Origin of the sequence: Bacillus sp. JJ722, from assembly GCF_036963345.1 — a bacterium.
Classification (GTDB): domain Bacteria; phylum Bacillota; class Bacilli; order Bacillales; family DSM-1321; genus Bacillus_AD.
Genome location: NZ_JBALMO010000150.1, coordinates 7197 through 8009, shown reverse-complemented (window position 1 = coordinate 8009; position 813 = coordinate 7197). Strand labels below are relative to the sequence as shown.

1 protein-coding gene is annotated in these 813 nt (G+C 31.0%); it reads left to right on the top strand.

Translation table 11 applies throughout. The features are described 5' to 3' along the window. Nucleotides 1-604: 604 nt before the first annotated feature. On the top strand, nucleotides 605-813 hold a 209-nt coding region (locus tag V7014_RS17735), incomplete at its 3' end, for a heterocycloanthracin/sonorensin family bacteriocin (protein WP_335508827.1).

The window sequence follows — 813 nt, the reverse complement described above, 5'->3', positions numbered from 1 at the left end:
TATGTATGTAATTATCGTAAATTTATAGGAGGAAAATATTCCAAATTGGTTAAATAACACCTTATACGTTATTGTCTTAATCGTTAGTATGGGATGTGTAAGTCATAAATTTGAATGGAAATCAAATAAACAGGTAGAAGAAAGCTAATTTTACTTTCTAGTTGGTTATAATAGCATCAGTGTATAGGATAAGATGAATCTATTTTTGATTCGTCTTTTTTATTTTTCAGAAAATTAATATTAAGACATAGTTTGATTCGTGTAAATATCTTTGTCTACTAGAATATAGTCAACGTCTAAGTCCTGTATAAACAAACTTAACTGTTTTCATTGGTGTCAATCCTTTACTATCGCAATTGTTAAATAAAAATTACCATTATTCATTCATAGTACAAGATGTGATAAAAAATAGCTGGCCGAGATCAATAAATAAACAACCCTTCAAAATAAATAGGCTTTTGAATCTGTAGCAATACCCACCTAGTATACATATTTTGTTGAAGAGAGTAATTGAAATAATGATGAATTTATCACATATATATATTCATTTACTCTTCCATGTTGTTTATAGACACATATTAATTCTTTAGTGGAGGTTAACAAAATGAATGATTTTCACAATCAACTTCAAATGTTGAATGTTAGCGATTTTCAAACGACACAGGCAATACCGTGGGATCAAAGCCAGTATTCAATGGATGACACTCGACTTATTGGTGGTTTTGGTTTTGGTCGCTGTTTTGGTGTTGGTTTTGGTTGTTTCGGTTTCGGTTGTTTTGGCTTTGGCTGTTTTGGTTGTGGGGGCTTTGGCCG